This window comes from Methylobacterium sp. NPDC097929 (assembly GCF_049543375.1).
In the GTDB taxonomy this organism is placed as follows: domain Bacteria; phylum Pseudomonadota; class Alphaproteobacteria; order Rhizobiales; family Beijerinckiaceae; genus Methylobacterium.
This window is the reverse complement of the sequence record NZ_JBMVEP010000001.1, coordinates 309,549-328,492: the sequence shown is the minus strand read 5'-3', so window position 1 is coordinate 328,492 and position 18,944 is coordinate 309,549. Positions and strand designations below refer to the sequence as shown.

General features: G+C 68.9%; 11 protein-coding genes. 3 read left to right on the top strand and 8 right to left on the bottom strand.

What is annotated here, in order from left to right; all coding sequences use genetic code 11:
• Positions 1 to 47: 47 nt before the first annotated feature.
• From treS to ACPCJR_RS01480, 6 genes are all read right to left on the bottom strand, one after another.
• On the bottom strand, positions 48 to 3,314 hold the full coding sequence (treS, locus tag ACPCJR_RS01505; RefSeq protein ID WP_391511019.1) for a maltose alpha-D-glucosyltransferase: 3,267 nt from the start codon (positions 3,312 to 3,314) through the stop codon (positions 48 to 50).
• A 186-nt stretch (positions 3,315 to 3,500) separates the two neighbouring features.
• Positions 3,501 to 6,878: a maltotransferase domain-containing protein gene (locus ACPCJR_RS01500; protein WP_391511020.1), complete on the bottom strand. Its 3,378-nt coding sequence runs from the start codon at positions 6,876 to 6,878 to the stop codon at positions 3,501 to 3,503.
• 57 nt (positions 6,879 to 6,935) lie between these two features.
• Entirely contained in the window at positions 6,936 to 11,846 is a 4,911-nt protein-coding gene (locus tag ACPCJR_RS01495) for a malto-oligosyltrehalose synthase (RefSeq protein ID WP_391511222.1), read from the bottom strand.
• A 41-nt stretch (positions 11,847 to 11,887) separates the two neighbouring features.
• Complete coding sequence (treZ, locus tag ACPCJR_RS01490) at positions 11,888 to 13,693, bottom strand: malto-oligosyltrehalose trehalohydrolase (protein WP_391511021.1); 1,806 nt, start codon at positions 13,691 to 13,693, stop codon at positions 11,888 to 11,890.
• Positions 13,694 to 13,943: 250 nt separating this feature from the next.
• On the bottom strand, positions 13,944 to 14,423 hold the full coding sequence (locus ACPCJR_RS01485; RefSeq protein ID WP_391511022.1) for a DUF2852 domain-containing protein: 480 nt from the start codon (positions 14,421 to 14,423) through the stop codon (positions 13,944 to 13,946).
• Positions 14,424 to 14,492: 69 nt separating this feature from the next.
• On the bottom strand, positions 14,493 to 15,116 hold the full coding sequence (locus ACPCJR_RS01480) for a TetR/AcrR family transcriptional regulator (RefSeq protein ID WP_391511023.1): 624 nt from the start codon (positions 15,114 to 15,116) through the stop codon (positions 14,493 to 14,495).
• Between the two features lie 208 nt (positions 15,117 to 15,324).
• Here ACPCJR_RS01480 and zigA point away from each other — a divergent pair, with 208 nt between their 5' ends.
• The 3 genes from zigA to speG are packed head-to-tail and all read left to right on the top strand — an operon-like array spanning position 15,325 to position 17,488.
• Positions 15,325 to 16,545 (top strand): zinc metallochaperone GTPase ZigA, encoded by a 1,221-nt coding sequence (gene zigA / locus ACPCJR_RS01475; RefSeq protein ID WP_391511024.1) that lies wholly within the window; start codon positions 15,325 to 15,327, stop codon positions 16,543 to 16,545.
• A 17-nt stretch (positions 16,546 to 16,562) separates the two neighbouring features.
• Positions 16,563 to 16,883, top strand: coding sequence for a hypothetical protein (locus ACPCJR_RS01470; protein ID WP_391511026.1), 321 nt, complete (start codon positions 16,563 to 16,565; stop codon positions 16,881 to 16,883).
• A 56-nt stretch (positions 16,884 to 16,939) separates the two neighbouring features.
• Positions 16,940 to 17,488 carry a spermidine N1-acetyltransferase gene (gene speG / locus ACPCJR_RS01465; RefSeq protein WP_110350096.1) on the top strand — a complete coding sequence of 183 codons (549 nt, stop codon included), beginning with the start codon at positions 16,940 to 16,942 and terminating at the stop codon, positions 17,486 to 17,488.
• A gap of 62 nt (positions 17,489 to 17,550) precedes the next feature.
• On the opposite strand, the gene ACPCJR_RS01460 is transcribed toward speG, so the two are convergent.
• Both ACPCJR_RS01460 and ACPCJR_RS01455 read right to left on the bottom strand, forming a co-directional pair.
• The gene (locus ACPCJR_RS01460) at positions 17,551 to 17,964 is read right to left on the bottom strand and encodes a hypothetical protein (protein WP_110350097.1); all 414 of its coding nucleotides are present in this window, start codon (positions 17,962 to 17,964) and stop codon (positions 17,551 to 17,553) included.
• Positions 17,965 to 18,077: 113 nt separating this feature from the next.
• A complete protein-coding gene (locus ACPCJR_RS01455; protein ID WP_391511027.1) occupies positions 18,078 to 18,938 on the bottom strand; it encodes a hypothetical protein in 861 nt (286 codons plus the stop codon).
• Positions 18,939 to 18,944 lie beyond the last annotated feature (6 nt).

Below are 18,944 nucleotides of genomic sequence, written 5' to 3'. Positions count from 1 at the left end.
ACACGTCGGGCCGGCGCGGGATACGGATCGGCCCGAGCGCGTGCCGTTCAGGCCGCAGCGCGGTCGCGCTTGGCCTCGTCCAGTATGTTGAGAACACCGCGTGCCGGAATTTCGATCCAGTCGGGACGGTTATTGACCTCGTAATCGACCTCGTAGAGCGCCTTGGCGAGCAGGCTCAGACGCAACAGGCCGCGCTGCGTCTCGGCATCCTCCACCGCGGCGGGGCTGCCGGCCACGGTCTGTCCGTAGCCGTCGAGGAAGGCTGCATCGATCATGCCACGCCACGCGATCGCAGCGTTGCGGGCACGCTCCTCGCTGTCGGCGAAGCGGGCCGCGATCTCGCGCACCACGGTCTCGGCGCCGTAGGCGAAGGAGCGCAGCATGCCCGCCACGTCCCGCAACGGCGTCGCCTTTGCGCGGCGCTGCTCGACCGGCCGCGAGGGCTCGCCCTCGAAGTCGACGATGACCAGATCGCCCTCGGAGGCGAGCACCTGACCGAGATGGTAGTCGCCGTGGATTCGGGTCTTGCGGGCGCCGCGCAGGGGGCCGGCGGCCAGTTCGTCGATCAGCGCCTCGACCTCGCCGCGGCGGGTGGCCAGCGCCTCGCTCGCCGAGCCCGGCGACCAGGCGGTGATGGCGTCGAGCCCCTTGAAGGCCCGCGCGGCCTGATGACGGGCATCCTCTGCCAGCGCGGCGAGATCCGCCTCGCCGAACGGCTCGACCGCGAAGGCCGGATCGTCGGTGTCGATGGCGAAGGCCCGGTGCAGCTCGGCCGTGCGCTGGCCGAGAAGGACCGCCCACCGCAGATGCGCGTGGAAGGCTTCGTCCGGCTGCGGCGCCTCGCTCTCGGGGGCGAGCACCACCGTCTCGAAGTCGCGGCGCAGGCCTTCCAGCATCAGCGTCCAGGCATCGCCCTGGTTGAGGACGAAGCGCTGGAGCAGGGCGAGCGCCGTGCGGGTGCCGTCCTCGGAGACGTGCTCCACCACGCCGAGCAGGGCCGGCGTGTTGGGGAAATGCGCTTCTTCCGTCAGGAAGCGGCCGATCTCGATCTCCGGATGCGTGCCGGGCTGGAGGCGCCGCAGCAGCTTGAGCATCATCCGCGCGCCGATGGCGATCGAGGTGTTGCTCTGCTCGGCCGAGAGGCGGCGCACGTCGGCGGCCTCGAAGGGCACCTCAGGATCGTAGGCGCTCGTCGTCGAGAAGACGATGCTGCCGCGCTCGGACGGGATCGTCACGCCGTCGCGCATGGCCTCGATCAGGGCGATCGCGAAGGGCGCGGCGGCGGCGGCCTCGTAGAGCAGGCCGGTGCGGGGGCCGCGGCGCACGCGGGCGACCGCGTGGTCCATCAGCGCCTCGTCCTCGCGGCCCTCGTCGACCGCGAGCGGCACGAAGTAGTCCTGGCGCTCGCCGTTGGCGAGCGTCACCGCCACCCGCGGCAGCAGGAACTTGCCCTCGCCGGAGGCGTCCTTGACGATGGCGCTGTCATCGACCTGCACGGCCTTGATGCGCGAGCCCTTGGCGCCGAACCAGCGGCGCGAGCCGATGAAGGGCGGGGCCACCGTGCGCTCGAAGGCGGTGCGCTCGCGGCCCTTGATCAGCGTCTCGACGCCGCCGGTGAGCACCAGGGTGAACAGCTCGGGCGTGGCCGGCTGCGGGCCGATCTCGCCGGAATTCGCGACCGAGAGCGAGAACCAGTAGAAGCCGTAGGATGGCAGGGTCAGCAGGTAGGGCAGCTCGCCGATGGCCGGGAAGGCGCTGCCGCCGGTCAGCTCGATCGGGATCGCGCCGCGCAGGTCGGAGAGGTCGAGCTGCACCGCCTGCGGCGCGCGCGAGAGGTTGGCGACACAGAGGATGCGCTCGTTCTCATGCTCGCGCAGCCATGCCAGCACCTTGCGGTTGGTGGGGTAGAGGAACTGGATCGCGCCGCGCCCGAGCGCCACCGAGTTGTTGCGGATCGCGATCATGCGCCGCGTCCAGTTCAGCAGGCTCGTCTGTGCCTGGGTCTGCGCCTCGACGTTGATGGCGTCGTAGCCGTAGATCGGGTCCTGGATCGCGGGCAGGAACAGCTTCTGCGGATTGGCCCGCGAGAAGCCGCCGTTGCGGTCGGGCGACCACTGCATCGGCGTGCGCACGCCGTCGCGGTCGCCGAGATAGATGTTGTCGCCCATGCCGATCTCGTCGCCGTAGTAGAGCACCGGCGTGCCGGGCATCGACAGGACGAGGGACTTCATCAGCTCGATCTTGCGCCGGTCGTTCTCCAGGAGCGGCGCGAGGCGGCGGCGGATGCCGAGATTGATGCGGGCGCGCCGCTCGGCGGCGTAGAACGACCAGAGGTAATCACGCTCTTCCGCCGTGACCATTTCGAGCGTCAGCTCGTCGTGGTTGCGCAGGAAGATTGCCCACTGACAGCCCTCCGGGATTTCCGGGGTCTGGCGCATGATGTCGGTGATCGGGTGCCGGTCCTCCCGGGCGATCGCCATGTACATGCGCGGCATCAGCGGGAAGTGGAACGCCATGTGGCATTCGTCGCCCTCGCCGAAATACTGCGCCGTCTCCTCCGGCCACTGGTTGGCTTCCGCCAGCAGCATCCGGTCGGGATACTCGGCGTCGAGCGCGGCGCGGATCGCCTTGATGACGTCGTGTGTCTCGGACAGGTTCTCGCAGTTCGTGCCGTCGCGCTCGATCAGGTAGGGGATCGCGTCGAGGCGCAGGCCGTCCACGCCCATGTCGAGCCAGTAACGCATCACCTCGATCACGGCCTCGAGCACGGCCGGGTTGTCGAAGTTGAGATCGGGCTGGTGCGAGTAGAAGCGGTGCCAGAAATACTGCTTGGCAACCGGATCCCAAGTCCAGTTCGAGACCTCGGTGTCGAGGAAGATGATACGCGTATCGGAATACTTGTCGTCCGTGTCGGACCAGACGTAGAAGTCGCGCTCCGGGCTCCCGGCCGGCGCCTCGCGGGCGCGCTGGAACCAGGGATGCTGATCCGAGGTGTGGTTGATGACCAGCTCGGTGATGACGCGCAGGCCGCGCTCGTGGGCGGCCTCCACGAAATGCCGGAAATCCTCCATCGTCCCGTAGGAGGGATTGATGTCGCGGTAATCGGCGATGTCGTAGCCGTCGTCGCGCAGGGGCGAGGGATAGAACGGCATGATCCAGAGCGCCGTGACGCCGAGATCGCGGACGTAGTCGAGTTTTTGGGTCAGGCCCTCGAAATCGCCGATCCCGTCATTCGTCGAATCGAAGAACGACTTGACGTGAATCTGGTAGATGATGGCGTCACGGTACCACTGCGGATCGCTGCGATCGATCATCCCGTCGCTGCCTCACGTCACTTTCGAGAGCGGAACCGGGCCGTGCGGCGCCGGGCTGCGGGCTTCCTCGGCCCGCTTCTTGGCGAGAACACGACGGTGACCGCCGTTTCCCGCCCGATCTAGAGCCGCCTGCGCCGAAAGTGGAGGACACTTCGGCGCGAGGCAGCACAGAGGTCGGGGATTTCGTCAGGCATTCCGCCGCGGACGGATCCGCCAGAGGATGGCCGAGCGGTCGGCGGGGTCGAGCGCGATCCGGTGGCTCTTGCCGTAGAGCTCGAACTTGTAACCCAGCAGCAAATCCTCGACCTCGACCGCCCCGTCGTCCGGCAGGCCGAGCAGCCAGAGCGGAACCTCGTAGGTGCATTCCTGACGGTTCTTCGGGTCGAGGTTGACCATCACGAACACGCAGTTGTCGCGCTCGGGCGTCACCTTCGCATAGGCGATGATGCTGTCGTTCGAGGCTCCCGTGAAGTGGATGTTCCGGAAGTCCCACAGGGCCGGGTTGTCCCGCCGGGCCTGATTAAGCTTGATGATGTGCTCTCGGATGTTGCCGGGGCGGTCGTAATCCCAGGCCTTGAGCTCGTACTTCTCCGAGTTGAGATACTCCTCCTTGCCCGGATAGGGCGCGGCCTCACACAGCTCGAAGCCGTTATAGATGCCGTAGATCGAGGAGAGCGTCGCGGCCAGCGTCGCGCGCACGACGAAGCCCGCCCGTCCGCTGGTCTGGAGATAGTAGGGGTTGATGTCCGGTGTGTTGGCGAAGAAGTTCGGACGATAATACTCGCCCATCTCGCCGGCCAGTTCGAGAGCGTACTCGGTCAGCTCCTGCTTCGTGTTGCGCCACGTGAAGTAGGTGTAGCTCTGCTGATAGCCGGCCTTGGCGAGCTTCTTCATCATCTTCGGCCGGGTGAAGGCCTCCGCGAGGAAGATCGCGTCCGGGTACTGAGCGTTCACTTCCGCCAGCATCCACTCCCAGAACGGGATCGGCTTGGTGTGCGGGTTGTCGACCCGGAAGATGCGGGCGCCGTGCGCGCACCAGCCGAGAACGATGTCGCGCAGCTCGATCCAGAGCGAGGGCAGCGCGCCGCCGTAGAAGTGGACGTTGGAGATGTCCTCGTACTTCTTCGGCGGATTCTCGGCGAATTTCAGCGTGCCGTCGGGGCGCCACTCGAACCATTCGGGATGGTTCTTGATCCAGGGATGGTCCGGAGAGCACTGGATCGCGAAGTCGATCGCGACCTCCATGCCGTGGGCGTGCGAGGCCGCCACGAGCTGGCGGAAATCCTCCAGCGTGCCGAGTTCCGGGTGCACGGCCTCGTGGCCGCCCTCCTCCGAGCCCACCGCGTAGACGGACCCCACATCCCCGGGCTCGGCCTTCAAGGTGTTGTTCTTGCCCTTGCGGTTGGTCTTCCCGATCGGGTGGATCGGCGTGAAGTAGAGCACGTCGAAACCGAGTTCGCGGATCTCGGGCAGACGGCGGATCACGTCCGCGAAGGTACCGTGCCGGTTCGGATCGCCCGATTGCGAGCGCGGGAAGATCTCGTACCAGGCGGAGAATCGCGCCGCGAGACGGTCGGCGATGACCGGGATGTTCACCGGATAGCGCGTGGCGTTCACGCGCTCGGCGTTGCGCCGGATCAGTGCGGTCGATTCCGGCGCCAGGATCTTCTCAAGGATGGCGGGCGAACCCTCCGGCTCGGCGGCCAGCGATCGGATCAGCGCGTCGAGACGCTGCTTTTCCGCCCCGCTCGCCAGATCCTCGGCGATCTGGATCAGTTCGACGCCCTCGATGGTCTCGAGGCGGATATCGACGCCCGCATCGCGCTTCTTCAGCGTGTCGCGCATCCACGAGGAGAAGCCGTCACGCCACGCCTCGATGGTGAATTCGTAGCGGGCGTTCCGCTCGAGCGGGAAGTGACCGGCCCAGCGATCGTTGTCGACGAACACCATCGGGTCGCGGCGCCAGGTCTCCTCACCGACCACGCGAGAAAGAATCGCCGCGTTGATGATCTCGTGGCCGTCGGAGAAGATGTCGGCCTCGACGCGCACCTGCTCGCCGACGACACGTTTGGCCGCCGAGCGACCGCCGTCGATCTCCGGCGTCACCGCCTCGATGACGACGCGTCCCTTGCCGTCCGGGACGGTCGCGGGCGGCGGAGCCGCCACCTTCGCGCGCTCGGCGACGAGGATGCGCAGTTCGCCCGGCCGCAGGTCGATGCTGGCGCCGGGATGGAAGGCGATGGGCTCGGCCTCCGGCGTGCGGTCCACGAAGGCGGCGAGTTGGCCGCCGGTGCGCTCTATCAGGCGGCCGGCATCGACGGGCGCGGGGCTCTCGCCGGGATTGAACAGAACCAGCGTCGCCGAATGCGCCGAGGCCGGGTGGCCGGTGTCGGTGCGGAACAGGGCGGTGAAGGGCGCGTCCGGCGCCGACAGGCGCATCTGCGCACCCTCGACATTGGCGGCCGGGATCTCGGCCTTCAGCGCGTTGATCGCCTTCACGTAGCCCGAGATGTCGATGCCGGTATCGTGTTCGCGCGAAGCCGGGTCGGTCTCGACCACGTGCAGCGCGCGGCGGTAGCCCCACTCGTAGCCGATCGGCATCAGCACGCCGGCCGAGAAGAAGGCGGCGAGCGCGTAGCGCGTCTTCAGCCGCTCGGCGACCGCCTGCGCGTCGCCGGTCATCTCGGCGGCGAGGCGGGCCATGTCGTGATTCTCGGGGAAGGCGATGGAGGGCGCCACGACCCGGAGGCGCTCGTACTGCTCCAGGGCCCAGGGCGCCTTGAGGTTCCACCATGCGAAGGAGTTGAACAGGTAATCGAACCCCGCGCCCGCGGTGGCCTGCGCCTCCTCGAAGGTGCAGCCCAGCGTCTCGGCGGCGAACAGCGTCTCGGGCTCGCGCTGCTTGGCCGCCTGGATCAGGGCGCGCCAGACATCCGGCGGCACCTTGTAGGCGGCGTCGCAGCGGAAGCCGCGCACGCCGAGCCCCTGGAGCTTCGCGATGTAGCCGTCGAAGATCCGCGTCAGCTCGGTCCGGGCATGCTCGGAGTGGTAGTCGAGCTCGATCAGGTCGCCCCAGACGGTGCGCTTCGAGGGATCGTCCGGATCGATCGCCGCGGGGCTGACCGGCTTGCCCTCGCCGTCGCGCACGAACAGGTCCGGCCGCTCGCGGAAGAGCCGGGCGTTGTCGGCGGTGTGGTTGATGACGAGATCGCTCATCACCGCGACGCCGTGCGAGTCCGCCGCCCGGCAGAAGCGGGCGATCTGCTCGTCGTCGGGCGTGCCGTCACCGTCGCGGAAACGCTCGTCCAGCCGGTCGAGATCGGCCACCGCGTAGAGGCTGCGCGAGCCGCCGGTCTGATGGAACGGGTTCAGGTAGACCCAGTCGAAGCCCAGTTCCGCGATGCGCGGCAGCTCCGCCGTCCAAGCCGAGACCGTTCCGACGAGGAGCGGAAACAGGTTGTAGATGCGCGGCCCCTCCGCGCGGGGGGCGAAGGCGGCGGGCAGCGCCACCGTCCCCGCTTCGGTCCGCGTCGCGGGCGTCATCGCGGTGCTCGGTGCGTTCATGGCTCGCCTTCCGTCTTGTCGCATCAGGTCTCGCACGTTCCGATGAGCCGGACCGCCTCAGGCGGTCCGCCGCAGCACCAGATAGGGCAGCTCCGCAAAGAGCCGACCGAGATCGAGCCGATCATCCGCCGCATCGACCCTGCCGCCTCCGATCACGTCCTCCCACCGGCTGCCCGCCGGCACGGACAGGACGGTTCCGGCGAACGCCTCGCCCGTCCAACCCGATTCGGGCGTCAGCCGTGCGACGAGCCGGGGCACGGCGACGAGCAGATCGCCCTCGCCGGAGGTCGCCGCCGAGCGGGTGAAGGCCACGACATGGGCCGCGCGCTCGCCCTCGGCCGCGAGCGGCCGGTAATCGGCGTCGGCGTAGAAGGCCGGCCGCGCGGCCCGGTCCGCGAGGAGCCGGACCAGCGTCGCCTGCTTGACCCGGCCGTCTCGCCACGTGCCCATCAGCCCGGCCGGCGCCTCGCCGGCTTCCAGCGCCCGGCTCCGCTCCTCGTAATCGACCGGACGGCGGTTGTCGGGATCGACGAAGGAGAAGTCCCAGAACTCCGTGCCCTGGTAGGTGTCGGGGATGCCGGGCAGCGTGCATTTCAGCACCGTCCGCCCGAGCCCGGTGATCATGCCGAGATAGGCGAGCCGCCGCACCAGGGGCCGCAGCCGGGCGAGGCAGTCGGAGCCCGGCGCCACGAGTTCGGCGAAGAGCGCGTGGACCGCGCCCTCGTAGGCCTCGTCCACGTTGACCCAGCTCGAGCGACGCTTGCCCTCGCGCAGAGCCTTCTCGGAATAGGCGTCGAGCCGCTTGCGGAAATCCTCGACCGCCTCCGGATCGTCGCTGTCCAGAAGCTCCAGGGGCCACGCCCCGAGAATGGCCTGGAGGAACATCCACTGGTCGTTCGGGTCGGGCGCGGCTTCACCCTCGACCTTGCCGAGATACGGCTCGGACGCGCGCCGCCACGTATCCCAGGCCCGAGCCCATTCCTCCGGCAGTTCCGAGAGGGCGAGCTGGCGCGAGCGGGCATCCTCGCCGCGCTTGGTGTCGTGGGTCGCCGTGGTGATCATGGCGTTCGGCCAGTCGCGGGCACGGGCGGCCTGGAGGGCGTGGAAATGCTCCAGGTCGATTCCGTACTCGCCCGGATCGCCGCCGACCTCGTTGAGCGCCAGCAATTCCACGAAGCGGTAGAACAGCGTGTCTTCCAGGCTTTTCGCCATCACCGGGCCAGTGAGCTGCTGGAAGCGGCGGCGGAAGCGCAGCACCACCTGCGGATCGGGCTGTCCCGCACCGCCGACATCGATCCGGCCGAGGAGAGCGTCCGCGGCAAAATCGTGCACAGAGCGGTCCGGCAGGGCGCTCCAACGCTTGGCCTTGCGCACGGCGCCCTCGATCAGTCGCACGTCCTCCAGCTCGATCTCGGTCTCGTCGAGATCGCCCGGCAGGTAGGAGCGGTAGACGGGGAAGCGCGCCACGATCTCGATCAGCGCGCGGCGGATCGCGTTGGTGGAGAAATCGCGCGTACGCCGGTCGGAATCGGCGATCTGCTTGAGATCGCCGGTCATCACCTCAAGCTCCGAGGCGAAGCTGATCTCGAGGATTTCGGCCTTGGCGGCGCGGAACTGGAAGCCGTACGGCTCGTCCATATCGGTGGCCCACCGATAGAACTTCTCGATGCGCGGCTTCAGGGCCTGGTCGACCAGGATACCGTCGAGCTGGTTCAGCACGTCGTAGCCGGTGGTGCCGGCAACCGGCCAGTCGCGCAGCTTCTCGCCGGGCTCCAGGATCTTCTCGACCACGATGTAGAAGCCGGGACCGACCGCGGCCTGGAGGGCGCGGGCGTAGTTCAGCGGATCGGCCAACCCGTCGATGTGGTCGATGCGCAGGCCGTCGATCCGGCCCTCGCCGATGAGGCGGAACAGCAGGTCGTGGGATTTCGTGAAGACGTCCGACAACTCGACCCGCAGGCCGGCCAGCGAGTTCACGTCGAAGAAGCGGCGGTAGTTGATGTCGCTCGAGGCGATGCGCCAATGGGCGAGCCGGTAGGATTGCTGCTCCAGCAACCGGTGCAGCGGGCCGAAGGAATCGGGATAATCGCGGTTGCCGTTGAGCAGGTGCAGCGCCCGGTAGATCGAGGCGGCGATCTGGGGCGAGGCGCGCACCGCGCCGGCGAGCTGCCGCTTCAGGGCCTCGGCGGCCTCCGGCATGGCCCGGCGGCGCTCGGGGTTCGTCTCCTCGCCCATCATGCGCAGGCGCTCGGTGATCGAGAGCACCTCCGCCGACATGTCGTCGCCGACCTCGCCGAGGGCGGCCAGCGCCCGATTGAGGATGGTCGGGTATTGCAGCGGGCAGACGGGAAACTGATGCTCGTAGTGCCAGACGCTGAACGCGCCGGACGCCTCGTCGAACCGCAATTCCAGCGTGCCCTTCTCCAGCGCCTCGCCGTAGCGCTCGCCGAGGAAGGGGATGACCAGCTTGCCGTTGGCGCCCAGGCGCTCCCAATCGATGTCGAAGGCATTGGCGGCGGGCGACAGGCCGCCCCATTCGAGCACCGAGAGCCACCACGGATTGTCGGCCCCACCGACGCCCATGTGGTTGGGCACGATATCGAGCAGGAGTTTCAGGCTGTGCGCGTGAAGCGCGTCGGTGAAGCTGCGGAACCCCTCCTCGCCACCGATCTCCGGGTTGATCTGCGAGTGATCGACGATGTCGTAGCCGTGGGTCGAGCCGGGCCGCGCCCGCTGCAACGGCGAGGCGTAGACGTGGCTGATGCCGAGCTTTTGCAGGTAGGGGACGATCTTCTCCGCATCCGCGAAGGTGAAGCCCTCGTGGAATTGCAGGCGATAGGTCGCCCGCGGCGGGGCCGAGGCGAGGCGGGCGGCGCCCGAGCGCGGACCGCGCTCCTCCGCCGAGAGGGCGGCTGCGAGCTTGGCGAGCGGTCCCCCGGGGGCGGCGATGGCTTCGAGGTTGCGGTCGAGCTTGCGCCGCCAGTTCGGATAGCCCTCGGTCGAGCCGGGAACGTTGGCTTGGCTCAGCTCGCCGACCACGTCCTCGTACTGCACGGCGGTGAGGATCGAGGGCGCACGGGCGAGATAACGGGCGGCGGCCTCGAAGGGCGCGTGCTCGGGCGGCTCGGAGCTGGGAAGCAGTTGCTGGCTCGCCAGGGCTTCCGACAGGCGCCAGCGCTCCGCGACACGCTCCGTGCGCTCGGACTCGGCCCGCTCGGCGTCGTAGAGGCCGAGCGACTGGCGCGTGTCGGTGTCCACCCCCCGCCACCAGCCGACGAAGGTGGGCAGGTCGTGGGTGGTGATCGCGGTCAGCGCATCCTTCGGATAGGCCTCCGGCGCCTTAAAGGCGCCGCCCTGCTCGCGCTCGAAGGCGAGGATGCGGTAGCTGAGGATGCCCGAGGCCATCAACGCGTCGGAGAAGCCCTCCGGCGCGGTGCCGAGATCCTCGGCGATGACGAGGCATTTAGCGCGGTGGCTCTCCAGGCGCAGCACCGCAAGCATCGGCTCGAACGGCATCGCCACGTAGGCGCCCTCCCGGGCCGAATGCCCGAGCGGGATCAGGAAGAGGCGCGCGAGTTGGAAGGCGTGGTCGATGCGGATCGCGCCCGCGTGGCGCATATTCGCCTTCACCAGGGCCCGGAACGCCTTGAGGCCGTCGCGCTCCATCTCCAGCGGGTCGAAGGCGGGCAAGCCCCAATCCTGGCCCTTGGGCGCGAGCAGGTCCGGCGGCGCGCCGATGGAGACGCCGTTGGCGAAGCGCTCGGGATGCGACCAGATCTCGGAGCCGCCCCGATCGGCGCCCACCGCGAGGTCGCGGTAGAGCCCGAGCCGCATGCCGGACTCGAGAGCGAGTTCCGAAGAGGCCTTCAGCTGGCTGTCGGCGAGATATTGCAGGAAGAGGTGGTAGGCGATGCGCTCGGCGTGGGTCTCGGCGAAGGCATTGACGGCCTCGGTGCCGGCCCGGCGAACCTCCTCGGGCCAATCGCCCAACCAATGCGCACCCTGCGCCCGGAAATGCTCGGACAGGGCATCGAAGGTCGCGTGCGAGCGAAGGTTCTCGCCGCCCTCCTCGCGGAAGGCCTCGAAGCCGGCGTCCTTTCCGGCGCGTGCCGGCGAATCCGCCCAATAGGCTTCGAGAATCGGCGAGAGCACCTCCCAGACGCCGGCATGATCGACCAGCGAGGTGTCGCGCAGCGCTTCGATGCGGCTGCGGTGGCTCTCCAGCAATTCCGCCGCGCGGCTGCCGGAAAAGCCCGGGAGTGCACCCGGCTCGATGTAGAGCGTTTCGAGGAAGAGCCGCGAAGACGGGGAATAGGGCGAGATCTTCGCCCGATCCGAAGGGAACAGGGCGTGGGCCGGGCTCAAGCCCAGGAACGAGGCGCCGCGGAGTGCGGCGTCGCGAGCGGCCCGGCCGGCATCGGCGTAGGTGCCGATGCCGAGATTGCTCGGCGAACGCAGGCCGTAGAGCTGCGCGGCCAGCCCCCAGTCGCGGGCCCCGTCCTCGGCGTAGGCGCGCGGGCGCCAGCAGCGCTGCGGTGCGGCGACGATCCAGGCCTGAGCCTTGCGGTCTTCGACGCTCACCGTGAGCCGGTGGTAGCCGGGCGTCAGCGGCGGCAGATCGAAGCCGGCGCCCTCCTCCGAGAGCGTGAGCGTCGCCCGCCCCTCGCGGGAGCGCTCGTGCTCGTCAACGAGCCGCCACGCCACCGCGCCCGACGACGCGTCCGTCCGCAGCGGGACGCGCAGACCGCGCCGCGCTTCCGCCGCGATCAGCGGCGGGATCAGGTTGCCGCGGACCGCCTCGACCGCAGCGAGACTGTCGCGGATCGCCACGTCTTCGCCGGCGGTGAAGCCGAGGGCTTCGAGCATCAGGCGGCGGGTTTCGAGGGGCGTGTCGACCCTCTGCCCGAAGGCGTCGGTGAAACCGTCCGCGATTCCGACGAGATTTGCGAGACGTTCGAGGGCAGTCACGTCGGTGGAACTCACGTCTGCGGAACTCTGGTCTGGAACGCTCACGTGCCGCCCCCGATCAGGAAGACACCGGTCCAGGAGGGAAGCTGCATGAGCTGTCGCGAGGCTCCGTTCGACCAGATCACCTGGCCCTCCGCGGCGCTCGCCTCAAAATCCGCGTCGCCGACATTGGCGACGAAGCGCAGCCAGCCGCCCTCGTAGCGCCAGGTGCAGTCCACCACGCCCGGCGCCGGAATCTCCGCCTTGGCGCCGAGGTAGCGGGTCATGGTCAGCGGCACCACGCTCTGCCGACGGATCTGCAGCAGGTTGCGGGTGTCGGCCCAGACGGCACGGTGCGGCTCGGTCTCGGCCTCGTCCCAGTCGATCTTCGAATCCTCGAAGGTCTTGGCCTCCGTCGGGTCGGGGATCACCGAGGTGTCGTCGGCGAAGGCGGCAAAGCTCTTGAACTCACGGCGGCGTCCCTCGCGCACGGCCTTGTTCAGCTCCTCGTCCGGCGCGAAATCCACGAAGAACAGGAACGGTGCCGAGGCCGACCATTCCTCACCCATCCAGAGCATCGGGATCTGCGGCGCCAGCAGCAGCCCGGCACGGGCGAGGGCAAGCTTCCTGGGATCGGAAAGATGGCTCAGGCGCTCGCCGAGCGCGCGATTGCCGACCTGATCGTGGTTCTGCAGGAAGGTGACGAAGGCCGAGGGTGGAAGGTGGGCCGATGGCTCACCGCGGGGATGGTTGTCGAGGGTCGGGAAGGGCTCGCCCTGATAGGCGAAGCCCTCGGCGAGGCAGCGGGCCAGATGCTCGACCGGCTTGTCGGCGAAGCTCTCGTAGTAGCCGGCATCCTCGCCGGTCAGCAGCACGTGCCAGCAATGGTGCAGATCGTCGGCCCATTGCGCGCTGTGCAGGATCGGCTGCCCGCTGTCGTCCCGCTCCAGCCAGCGAGCCTGATTGGCCTCGTTCTCGAGGATCAGGTGGACGTGCCGATCCGGGAAGGCCTTTCGGATCGTCTCGCCGAGTTCGGCCAGGAAATGCTTCTCGGAATCGTCGAGGATCGCGTGCACCGCATCGAAGCGGATGCCGTCGAAATGATATTCCTTCAGCCAGTAGAGCGCGTTCTCGATGAAGTAGTCGCGCACGACCGGGCCGGATTCGCGCCCGTCGAAGTTGATCCCCGCGCCCCAGGGCGTCTGGTGCCGCTCGGTGAAGAAGGTCTTGGCGTAGGCGTGGAGATAGTTCCCGGCCGGGCCGAAGTGATTGTAGACGCAGTCGATCAGAACCATCAGGCCCTTGGCGTGGGCGCTGTCGATCAGGCGCTTGAGATCGTCGGGCCGACCGTAGGCCGCGTCCGGCGCGTAGGGCAGCACGCCGTCGTAGCCCCAGTTGCGCGTGCCCTTGAAGTCGGCCAGCGGCAACAGCTCGATCGCGGTGATGCCGAGATCGACCAGATCGTCCAGGCGCTTCTCCAGAGCCGCATAGGTCCCCTCGGGCGTCGCCGTGCCGACATGCAACTCGTAGACGATCGCCTCCTGCCAGGGCCGGCCGGTCCAGGCGCCGTCCGACCATGCGTAGGCGTTGGGATCGATCACCTCGGAGGGCTCGGAGACATCGTCCGGCTGGAAGCGGGAGGCGGGATCCGGCACCACGAGGCCGCCGTCGATGCGGAAGCCGTAGCGGGCTCCGGCCCGCACGCCCGGCAGCGTCGTGCGGCGCCAGCCCCCGCCGACCTCGGGGATCGGATGGTCGGTCCCGTCCACGACGAGGGACACGTCCTTGGCGGTCGGTGCCCAGAGGGCAAACCGCACACCATCCTCGGCAAACTCGCTGCCGAACCGCATCGCATGGGCGCGCCGCATCAGGCCACCGATCTCCACTGGAAAACGAACGTCGTTCGGGCTGGCGGGCGTCTCTCGTGTCTCACAAGGCGCCCGTGCGTCCGCTTGTTCCCAGAGACGGCAGTTATGGCGTCGCCGGCCCGCGGCAACCGCCGAGGGCGACGGAATCGCTGCACTGCAATCAAATCGTTCAGAACGGAGAAAGGGCGCCCCGCCGGCTGGCGGGGCGCCCTTCCTTGATCGCGCTGCTATCTGGGTTCGTGCCTTCGGATCAGGCCTCGATGGTCGGCCCACCGCCCTCGGAGCGACGCTTGGCCATGAAGGCGTCGAACTGCTCGCGGTCCTTGGCCCGCTTCAGCTCCTCGACGAAGTCGGCAAACGCCCGGCTTTCCTCCTGCAGGGCACGGCGGCGTGCCTCCAGGCGCTCCAGTTCGGCGCGGCGATACTCTTCGAAGGCCCAATTGCCGCTGGTCGCACCCGTGCCGGTCCGGGCCGTGGCGGCCTCGAAGGCGCGGGCGAAGCGGGACGAACCGTTGCCGCCCGCGAAGCTGAAGCTGCCGTTCCTGGCGAACTCCTTCATCTGGCCGAGGGCGGGGTAGCCCGCGATCTTCCAGGCGACGTAGGCGACGGCGATCGGCCACCAGTAGACGAAGCCGACGACGATCGCTCCGATTTCGAGCGAGCGCTTGGGAAAGGGGCCGCTGCGGTGAGACGCGCCGCAGGACCAGGGAGAGGTGGAGGACGTGTTCACGGCTTGAGGCTCCGAGGTGTGAATGTGAACAACATTCACATGCGGGCCCGCCTTGACGGTTTCAAGGGCTCAGGTCCCGCCCCTCGCGCGAATTCCGGCGCCATGAACGAGAGCGAGCACGCCCGCACGCAGCAACTCGTACTTGTCGGGCCCCGATTTGGGCAGCTGGCCGGCCGCTGCCAGCGTGGCGATGCCGTGCGACAGCGCCCAGACTTCGAGCGCCAGGAAGCGTGGATCGACGCCGTCGAAACCGTCGGGGAAGGTCGCGCGCAGGGCCTCGACCAGAAGGTCGAAGGGGTTGGGCCGGTCCGGCACGGGCATAGCGGATTGCCCGCGCACCTCGAAGATCGCCGCGTAGTAGCCCGGCTCCTCCTCGGCGAAGGCGAGATAGGCCTCACCCATGCGGGTGAAACGCTCCAAGGGCGTGCCGCGGCCGGTCAGTGCCCGCGCCAAGCGGTCGGCAAGATCGGCAAAGCCCCGGCCGGCCACCTCTTCCAGCAGGGCCTCGCGCCCGCGGAAATGGCGATAGAGTGCGGCGGGGGTGACGCCGACCAGGCGGGCCGCATCGACCAGGGTGAAGCCGCCGATCCCGCGCTCGGCGATGAAGCGGCGCGCAGCCTCGATCAGCGCTTCCTTCAGGTTGCCGTGGTGATAGCCACGCCGGTCACCCGGTCCCTCGCGCCAGGGTCGCACCCGAAACTCCTTAACTGTTTCAATGCCGCGCGGCCGCCGCCCTGAAGTTAGGGACGACGCGCGGCATCGGAGGCACGCTTCACTGCGGTCCTGCGTCAAGGCCTTTTCCCGCAGCTCGGTCTACGAGTCGACCATCGATTCCAGATTCTTTCGCTTGACGCAGCCCTGCGACTTGAATGTTATAATGTTACAAGTCGTAGGATCCCCGATGCCGCAAACCGATACCCGCCTTCCCGTCACCGTGCTGTCCGGCTTCCTGGGAGCGGGCAAGACCACCCTGCTCAATCACGTCCTGAACAATCGCGAGGGGCGGCGCGTCGCCGTGATCGTCAACGACATGAGCGAGGTGAACATCGACGCCGACCTCGTGCGCGACGGCGGCGCGAACCTCTCGCGGACCGACGAGCGGCTGGTGGAGATGACGAACGGCTGCATCTGCTGCACCCTTCGCGACGATCTCCTCGCCGAGGTGCGCCGCCTCGCCGCCGAGGGCCGTTTCGACTACCTGCTGATCGAGGGTACGGGGATCGCCGAGCCGCTGCCGGTGGCGAGCACGTTCTCCTTCCGCGACGAGGCCGGCCACGCACTCAGCGACGTGGCGCGGCTCGACACGATGGTGACCGTGGTCGATGCGGTGAACCTGCTGAAGGATTACGGCTCGAACGACTTCCTGCGCCAGCGCGGCGAGACCGCCGGAGCGGACGACACCCGCACGCTCGTGGATCTCCTCGTGGAGCAGATCGAGTTCGCCGACGTGGTGGTGATCAACAAGGCGGGCGATGTCCCGCCGGAGCGGCTCGACCTCGTTCGCGCCGTGGTGCGCGGCCTCAACGCGGATGCGCGCATCCTGGAAGCCGTCCGGAGTCGAGTGCCGCCGGATGCCATCCTCGATACCGGCCTGTTCGACGAGGAGAAGGCGCAGGAGCACCCGCTCTGGTTCAAGGAACTCTACGGCGCGCACGCCCACGTCCCCGAGACGGAGGAGTACGGGATCGGCTCCTTCGTCTACCGGGCGCGGCGCCCGTTCGATCCGGCCCGGTTCCAGGCCTTCGCGAACACGACCTGGCCGGGGCTGATCCGGGCCAAGGGCCATTTCTGGCTCGCGACCCGGCCCGAATGGGTCGGCGCCTTCTCGCTCGCCGGTGCGGTCGCCCATATCGGCGCGATGGGCTTCTGGTGGGCGGCCGTCCCGCGCAAGCGCTGGCCGGAGGAAGCGGTCTTCCGCGAGCGCCTCGACACCGTCTGGAGCGAGGTCTGGGGCGACCGGCGTCAGGAACTCGTCTTCATCGGCCGCGGCATGGACCGGGACGCGATCACCGCCAGCCTCGACGCCTGCCTCGTCGGGTCGGCCGACGCACGCCGCTTCGATCCGGAAGCCTATCGCCACCTGCCCGACCCCTTCCCGGCCTGGCGCCGGGCGGCGGCCTGACCGGCACCGAACCTTCGATGGGTTTCGTCAGCCTGAAGGATTGGCGCGCCCGCTCCGCCGGGCTCGCCCGTGCGGCGGCGCGGGCGAAGGCGCTGATCGGCCCGGCGCTCGGTCTCACCGAGGCGGACGCGCTCTCGGTCAACGAGATCGCCTGCTCCGATCCCGGCTGCCCGGATGTCGAGACGATCGTGCTGGTGATGCGGGCCGGGGAGCCGACCCGGGCTTTGCGCCTGGCCCGCCCGCTCGAGGCCGTGGACGCGGCCGCCGCCCGCGCCCTGGCCGTGGAGGAGGCGCGGCTCCGCGGCGTTCCGGAGCCGGCTTTCATCATTCCGTCTTGAACGGCGTGGGAGTAGGCCGGACCTTCAACGCGTTCACGCCCCGGCCGAGCACGGACATGAGTATCAAGCTGAGACCGCTGGAGCGCGAGGATCTCCTCTTCGTGCACCAGCTCAACAACAACGACAGCATCATGCGCTACTGGTTCGAAGAGGCCTACGAATCCTTCGCCGAACTGGCCCAGCTCTACGAGCGCAACATCCACAACCAGACCGAGCGGCGCTTCATCATCGCCAACGAACGCGGCGAGCCAGCGGGCATGGTCGAGCTGGTGGAGATCAACCATCTGCACCGCCGCTGCGAGTTCCAGATCGCGATCCACCCCGATTGCCAGGGGAAGGGCTACGCCAAGCGTGCGACCCGCATCGCCATCGACTACGCCTTCAAGGTGCTCAACATCCACAAGCTCTATCTGCACGTGGACAAGGACAACAAGCGCGCCGCCGGCATCTACGAGAGCTGCGGCTTCCGGCCCGAGGGCATCCTGAAGGACGAGTTCTTCGTCAACGGGCGCTACCGGGACGCGGTGCGCATGTGCCTGTTCCAGCCCCACTACCTTGCCGAGCGCGGCGCGGGCGACGTCGCCGAGCCGGTGCTCAAGACCTGATCGGGACCGGACATGAAAACGGGCCCCGAGGGGCCCGCGATCACGCCGTGAGAGGAACGATCCTACCGGTACGGGTTGCCGTAGCGCGCCACGTAGGAGGTCGGGTCGATCGCGTCGAAGGCCGAGAGGTCGACGTTGCGGATCGCCGAGGATCGGGCGCCGATGAACGGGCCGTTGGTGATCGGGTCGGGCAGCACGCCGGTGCCGTAGCGGTCGTTGCGGCCGTAGGGCGGGTTGAGCTGGGTCGAAGCGGCGATGAAGGCCGGGTTGGTGGCCGGGTTCGAGACGGAACCGTTGCCCGGCTCGACCACGTTGCCGGCATCGAGCCACGAGCGCGGACGGATGCGGATCGGCAGCGGCTGGCTCACGCGCACGTAGCCGGGGTTGCCGTAGGGGCCCTGCGCCTCCGCACTGGTGCCAAAGCCGATCGCGGTGAGGGTCATGGCGCCCAGAAGGGCAAGCTTGGTCGAGCGCATGGCGTACCTTGTCGAGTGAGAGGCGACTGTACGGGCCGTTCGTTAAGAATCCCGCTTGTTGCAGAGTAGACGTTCTGGCGTGGCTGTTGTTCCCGCAATATGGCAGCGCTTGGCTAATTTCGCCGCGATTTCGCCGCATTGTGTGGCGGCGCACCGGCCACGGCGATCGAGCCGGTCCGTTCGCCCGGCCCCGTGTCCGCCACCGTCTCCGGCTGGCAGGCGCTCGCGCCCGTGGCGATGTCGGCACCAAGATTCGCCGCGACCCGTCCCGCCAGGGCGATCCGGTCGATGGCGCAGGCCACGGCCCTGGTCTCGGGGGCCTGTCCGAGAATGCCGCAGAGCCAGCCGTCGACGCTGACGGCCTTCAGGGCGAGGCTGCGGAACCCTGTGCAGCTTCGCCGGCCCTCCCCCGCCAGGGTCGCCTCGACGGTCTCGAAGCTGCCGAGGCGCGTCGCGACGACGCCGCGCTCGCCCGTGCGGGTCACGGACAGGCCGCGCCCGTCCGCGGCCCGTCGCACCAGGGTGACGAACAGGCTCGGGGCCGCCTCGGTCCGCGCGCCGGCATCCGTGGCGGTCACGAGGAGATAGGGCGCCTCGATCGTGTCGAAGGCCCCCTGGCTCACGCTGTCCTCGCGCTGGCCGAGGCCGGCATTCCAGCGGGTGGGTTCGGCCTGGGGCGCCAGTTCGGCCGCATCCGCCCGAAGCGTGAGCAGCGGCTCCGTGGCCGCGACGGCCCGGCGCGCGCCCTCCTGCGCCCGCGGCGGTTCGCGCCAGGCTTGGGGCGGCTCCGGAGCGGCGGCCCGGTCCCGGGCGACGAGGGACAGGCCGGCGATCAGCGCCGCGCAGGCGGCGAGCTTGCCCGCGAGCCGTGCCCGGCGGAACGGGCGGGGCCGGGACAGCGCGTGGCCGTCCTCGTCCCTCTCGTGGTCCTCGTCGTGCGAGCGATCCGGGGCGTCGTCCTGTCGGGGGAGCATGCGCAG